General features: G+C 65.5%; 5 protein-coding genes. All 5 read left to right on the top strand.

Translation table 11 applies throughout. The features are described 5' to 3' along the window. The first annotated feature begins 95 nt into the window (after positions 1-95). The 5 genes from IEV58_RS18115 (at position 96) to IEV58_RS18095 (ending at position 4,636) form a co-directional block, all read left to right on the top strand. Complete coding sequence (locus IEV58_RS18115; protein WP_188411336.1) at positions 96-2,198, top strand: ParB/RepB/Spo0J family partition protein; 2,103 nt, start codon at positions 96-98, stop codon at positions 2,196-2,198. Between the two features lie 183 nt (positions 2,199-2,381). Continuing rightward, positions 2,382-2,798 carry a hypothetical protein gene (locus IEV58_RS18110; RefSeq protein ID WP_188411334.1) on the top strand — a complete coding sequence of 139 codons (417 nt, stop codon included), beginning with the start codon at positions 2,382-2,384 and terminating at the stop codon, positions 2,796-2,798. Positions 2,799-2,874: 76 nt separating this feature from the next. Beyond that, a complete protein-coding gene (locus tag IEV58_RS18105; protein ID WP_188411332.1) occupies positions 2,875-3,129 on the top strand; it encodes a FitA-like ribbon-helix-helix domain-containing protein in 255 nt (84 codons plus the stop codon). Next, positions 3,126-3,548, top strand: a complete 423-nt coding sequence (locus IEV58_RS18100) for a type II toxin-antitoxin system VapC family toxin (RefSeq protein ID WP_188411330.1) — start codon at positions 3,126-3,128, stop codon at positions 3,546-3,548. The genes IEV58_RS18105 and IEV58_RS18100 overlap by 4 nt, the downstream gene beginning before the upstream one ends. 770 nt (positions 3,549-4,318) lie before the next feature. Beyond that, a complete protein-coding gene (locus IEV58_RS18095; protein ID WP_188411327.1) occupies positions 4,319-4,636 on the top strand; it encodes a DUF736 domain-containing protein in 318 nt (105 codons plus the stop codon). Positions 4,637-4,981: the final 345 nt, after the last annotated feature.

Genomic DNA, 4,981 nt, shown 5'->3' with positions numbered 1-4,981 from the left:
CGTCCGCCCTTGCACCTTGCACCCCCCGGTCTCGCCGACGGGCAGGGTTGCAGCGCAGCGCTGCGCTCCAACCCAAGCCCATTAGGAGAAAGACCATGACGACGAAGATACAGACCCCGACCGTTCCCGAACATGGCGAAACGGTTTTCATCCCGCTCAACAAGCTCAAGAAGCACCCGCAGAACGCCCGCAAGACCCCGCATCGTGAAGCGTCCATCGAGGCGAAGGCGGCGAGCATCGCCGCCAAGGGCATCCTGCAAAATCTGGTGGTGGAGCCGGAACTTGACGCGGAGGGCGAGCCGACCGGCTGCTATCTCGTCAGCGTCGGTGAAGGCCGCAGGCTCGCGCAGTTGCTGCGCGCCAAGCGCAAGGAGATCAAGCGGACCGAGCCGATCCGCTGCGTCATCGACACGGCGAACGACCCCGCCGAGATCAGCCTTGATGAGAACGTGACCCGCGAAGACCTGCACCCCGCCGACCAGTTCGAGCGCTTCCGCGAGCTTGCGGAAACGCGCGGATGGGGCGCGGAGGAAATCGCCGCGCGCTTCGGCGTCACCGCGCATGTGGTGAAGCAGCGGCTTCGCCTCGGCGCGGTCAGCCCCAAGCTGATGCAGGTCTATCGTGACGGCGATCTGACGTTGGATCAGTTGATGGCCTTCGCCATCACCGAGGACCATGCCCGGCAGGAACAGGTTTACGAAAACCTGTCCTACAACCGCGAGCCGTGGATCATTCGCCGCGACCTGACGGCGAGCAACGTGGCGGCAACCGACCGGCGCGCGATCCTTGTCGGCGCGGAAGCCTATTCGGAGGCGGGCGGCACCCTCATCCGCGACCTGTTCACCGAGGATCGCGGCGGCTTCTACGAGGATGCCGCGTTGCTCGACCGACTGGCCCTCGACAAGCTGGAAGGCATCGCGGCGCAGGTTCAGGAAGCCGAGGGATGGAAATGGGTTTCGCCCCATATCGACTGGCCCCACGCCCATGGACTGCGCCGCACCTATCCGCAGCCGGTGGAGCTTTCGGAAGAAGACGAAGCCGCCCACGCCGCCGCGCAGGAGGAACTTGAACGCCTGTCGGCGGAATGGGAGGACGCGGACGTAGACCTGCCGCCGGAAGTGGATCAGCGCTTCGCGGAGCTTGAAGCCGAAATCGAGCGGATCGACGGCAAGCGTCATGCCTATGAGGCCAACGAGATCGCGCGCGCTGGCGTGTTCGTGGTTCTGAACCATGACGGAGAAGCCCGCATCGAACGCGGGTTCATCCGCCCCGAGGACGAAGCCCCGGAACCGGAGGAACCCGAAGCGGGGGACGGCAGCACCGTCATCGACGGGGTGCGCGTCAACACCCATGGCGAAGTCATGGACGATGGCGAGCATGACGAGGATGGAAACCATGTTTCCGCGCTCGAGCCCGAGGACGAGGACGCAGAGGAAGACGGCAAGCCGCTGTCGGACGCGCTCATCCGCGACCTGACCGCGCATCGCACCCTTGCCCTGCGTCTCGCCCTTGGCGAGCAGCCGCACATGGCCTTGATCGCCGTCACCCATGCGCTTGCCGCGCAGACCTTCTATCGCGGCGGCGGGGATGCCCATTGCCTCGAAATTCGCCCGACGAGCAGCTACCTCGCCAGCCACGCGGACGGGATCGAGGACACGGCGGCGGCGAAGGCATTGGAGGACCGTCATGCCGGATGGGCGGCGGACATGCCGCGCGATGTGGCGGACCTTTGGGGCTTCATCGCCGGACTGGATCATGCCAGCGTCATGGCCCTGTTCGCGCATTGCGCTTCGCTGACCGTCAATGCCGTCAAGCAGCCGTGGGAAACCCACAAGCGCCATGCCCTCGCCACCTCCGACAGGCTGGCGACGGCGGTTGTGCTCGACATGACGGCGCACTGGACGCCCACGGTTCGGGCCTATTTCGGGCGCGTCACCAAAGCACATATCCTCGCAGCCGTGCGTGACGCCCTTGGCGACGAGGCGGCGGACCAGATCGCGGACAGGAAGAAGCCGGAAATGGCGGAAGCCGCCGAGCAGCTTCTGGCCGGAACCGGCTGGCTGCCGCCCCTGCTGCGCACCGAACGGCCCGCATGGCTGGTTGACGAGCAGCAGGAAACCCCTCCCGCCGAGGACATGCCGGAGGCCGAGAGCACCGAGGCCACGGAGGATGACGCTTTCCCCGTCGCGGCGGAATGAAAGGCAGGCCGGGAGAGCGCAAGCGGTCCCGGTCTTCCACCCTCAAAAATCGCGGCCGCGCGGCTTCCCCGCGCGGCCGGATGACCTCGACAGATTGGAACGACAAAGGCACCCTAAAGATGTGCAGCGACGGTGTTGACGACTGCACGAAAGGCGGGGCCGGCAAGCCAAAGGAACAAGATCATGGTCGCCGTCATGTTCATGAGCGTTGCGCTGACAGCACTTCTCTGCGTTCTCGCCTATACGCTCGCCATCTACGCGCTGCCCTTTTTCGTCGGGCTGGCCGCCGCGCAGTTCGCCTATCAGACCGGCTCCGGCCTGATAGGCGCGGGACTGGTCGGGCTGTTTTCCGCTGGCGTCGCCTTCGGCGTCCTGGCGGTGCTGTTCGAGACGATCCGCACACCCGTCATCCGCCTGATCGTGGCGCTTGTCTTCGCCGCGCCCGCCGCCGTGGCGGGCTATGCGCTGGTCCATGGCATCACCAAGGAGGCCGTGCCGTCCGAAATCTGGCGGCAAATCTTCTGCATCGTCGGGGGCGGATGCGTCGGCATAGCCGCATGGATGCGACTGGCGACGGGCGTCGGCCAACCGGCCCGCTAACGGTCAAACCTTGCCATGTGATGGCATATCTCCTATATTGCCATCACAGCTATCACTTGACCGGAGATGCCATCAGATGCCCGCCGTCACCATTCGCAACCTCTCCGACGAGACCCACCGCGCCCTCAAGGTGCGCGCGGCCCATCATGGCCGCAGCGCCGAGGCCGAAATGCGTGACATTCTGGAAGCGGCGGTTCGTCCCGCCGAGCGCCTGCGCCTCGGCTCCGCCCTGTCGGCGTTGAGCCGCAAGGCCGGATTGACCAATGCCGATTTCGAGGCGATGGAACAGGCCCGCGACAAGACACCCGCCACGCCGATGAACTTTGAATGATCGTTCTGGATACCAATGTCGTCTCCGAGGCGATGAAGCCGGAGCCGGCCCCCTCCGTGCGCGACTGGCTGGACGAGCAGGCTGCCGAAACCCTTTACATCTCCAGCGTCACCGTCGCGGAACTGCTGTTTGGCATCGGCGCGCTGCCGAATGGTCGGCGCAAGCAGAAGCTCGCCGCCACGCTCGACGGGATGCTGCCGCTGTTCGAGGGCAGAATCCTCGCCTTCGATACCGATGCCGCCCGCCACTACGCCGATCTTGCCGTTGCGGCCCGCAAGGCGGGCAAGGGCTTTCCCACGCCGGACGGCTATATCGCCGCTACGGCAGCCGCCCATGGTTTCACGGTTGCGACCCGTGATGCCAGCGCCTTCGATGCGGCGGGCATTCCGATCATCGACCCTTGGACTGCCCGGCACTGAACATCAGGACACTTCGCGCTTTGAAAGGTATTGGGGGACGATGGCGTTGCCCTGCGGGCCGGGCTTTTGGCTGCGCCGGAACCACGCCCGTGGCGCGTTTCCGCCATTCGGCTTCAATCCCTAACGCAAGGGGGCGGCGGCGGCCATTTCGCGGCAAGCTCCACCCGGATAAACGGGAGCAATCCGGGATGTCGATCCCAGTCGCCAAGGCAGGCCTATGAGATTCGGCTTTCCATCCGCTTCAACTAGCAAGCGGATCAGCGCCGGGAAGCTCGAACCATCCACCTGGCCGAGCATGGCGCAATGCCCGCAAGCGATTTTCCGGCTACACCGGACACGGCAGCACCGGCGAAGGTCGGACGAGACCACACCCGCAGGCCCACGCTGGAGACAGCGCGAATTGGCCTTGCCGGTCGGATCAAAGACAGACCGCAGCCAATAAACCCGCGCAGTTCCGTCCCCGATTCCGGCGAGACGCAGGACGGCCGTCATTGCCGTATTCCACGCGATTTCCTGTTATGGGCGCTCCATTCGCGTCCTCGATCTGGCAAGGCCTGACCGAAGACCGGCTTCGCCTCGCTCGTCTTCCCGCAACGTCCGCCGCCAGCCTTTTTCCGCCGCCTTCGGCTTTGCAGCGCGAAACAAAAAAGCTGCCACCAGCCGCCTTCCACGGTGTTCCAGCCCCGAAGGGTGCGGGGCCGATCGCCCCCGGTCTCACGACCGCCATCGAGGTCGCAATGGTGCGGCCCGACAGGAAAAGGAATACGACAATGGCAACCATCGGCACCTTCACCCAGAACGAGAACGGCGCGGGCTTCACCGGCGCGGTCAAGACCCTGACCCTCAACGTCAAGGCCAAGTTCAACGCCACCGAGAGCGACAGCGAGCGCGGACCCGACTTCCGCATCTTCGCCGGCGCCACCGAGTTCGGCGCGGCCTGGAAGAAGATCGCCCGCGAAACGCAGCGCGAATACCTCTCCGTCAAACTGGACGATCCGAGCTTCCCGGCACCGATCTACGCCAGCCTGGTCGAAGCCGAGGACGGAAAGTCCCACAACCTCATCTGGTCCCGCCGCAACGGCGACTGAGACCCAAACCCGAGATCGCCCCGCTCATCCGAGCGGGGCTTCTTTTTGCTCATGGCCGCCGCCTCTCAAGGAACAAGGAGATCGGGACATACGGCTTTCCGGTTTTCAAGCTTTGCGTATCCCGGTCAGATCTTATCCCCCGTCCGCCGCTTCGCTTTGGCCGGGCGGGTTGCTTGGGGGCGCTGCCCCCTGGCGCGGCACAAGGGCGGCCGGGCGGTATCCCCGACCTTCCGCGCGGATGCCAGCATCGCACCTTCGTCACGACTTCGATCCGCTTGTGCAGGCCGGGTGATCCCCCTCCGCCCGTCCGCCCTTGCACCTTGCACCCCCCGGTCTCGCCGACGG

It is taken from the genome of Agaricicola taiwanensis (assembly GCF_014635245.1).
GTDB lineage: Bacteria > Pseudomonadota > Alphaproteobacteria > Rhizobiales > Methylopilaceae > Agaricicola > Agaricicola taiwanensis.
The sequence above is the reverse complement of the archived record's forward strand: the minus strand, read 5'-3'. Positions and strand labels throughout refer to the sequence as shown.

Coding starts and splice junctions, on each gene's coding strand:
- IEV58_RS18115 (WP_188411336.1), top strand. CDS start 96: ATGACGACGAAGATACAGACCCCGACCGTTCCCGAACATGGCGAAACG.
- IEV58_RS18110 (WP_188411334.1), top strand. CDS start 2,382: ATGGTCGCCGTCATGTTCATGAGCGTTGCGCTGACAGCACTTCTCTGC.
- IEV58_RS18105 (WP_188411332.1), top strand. CDS start 2,875: ATGCCCGCCGTCACCATTCGCAACCTCTCCGACGAGACCCACCGCGCC.
- IEV58_RS18100 (WP_188411330.1), top strand. CDS start 3,126: ATGATCGTTCTGGATACCAATGTCGTCTCCGAGGCGATGAAGCCGGAG.
- IEV58_RS18095 (WP_188411327.1), top strand. CDS start 4,319: ATGGCAACCATCGGCACCTTCACCCAGAACGAGAACGGCGCGGGCTTC.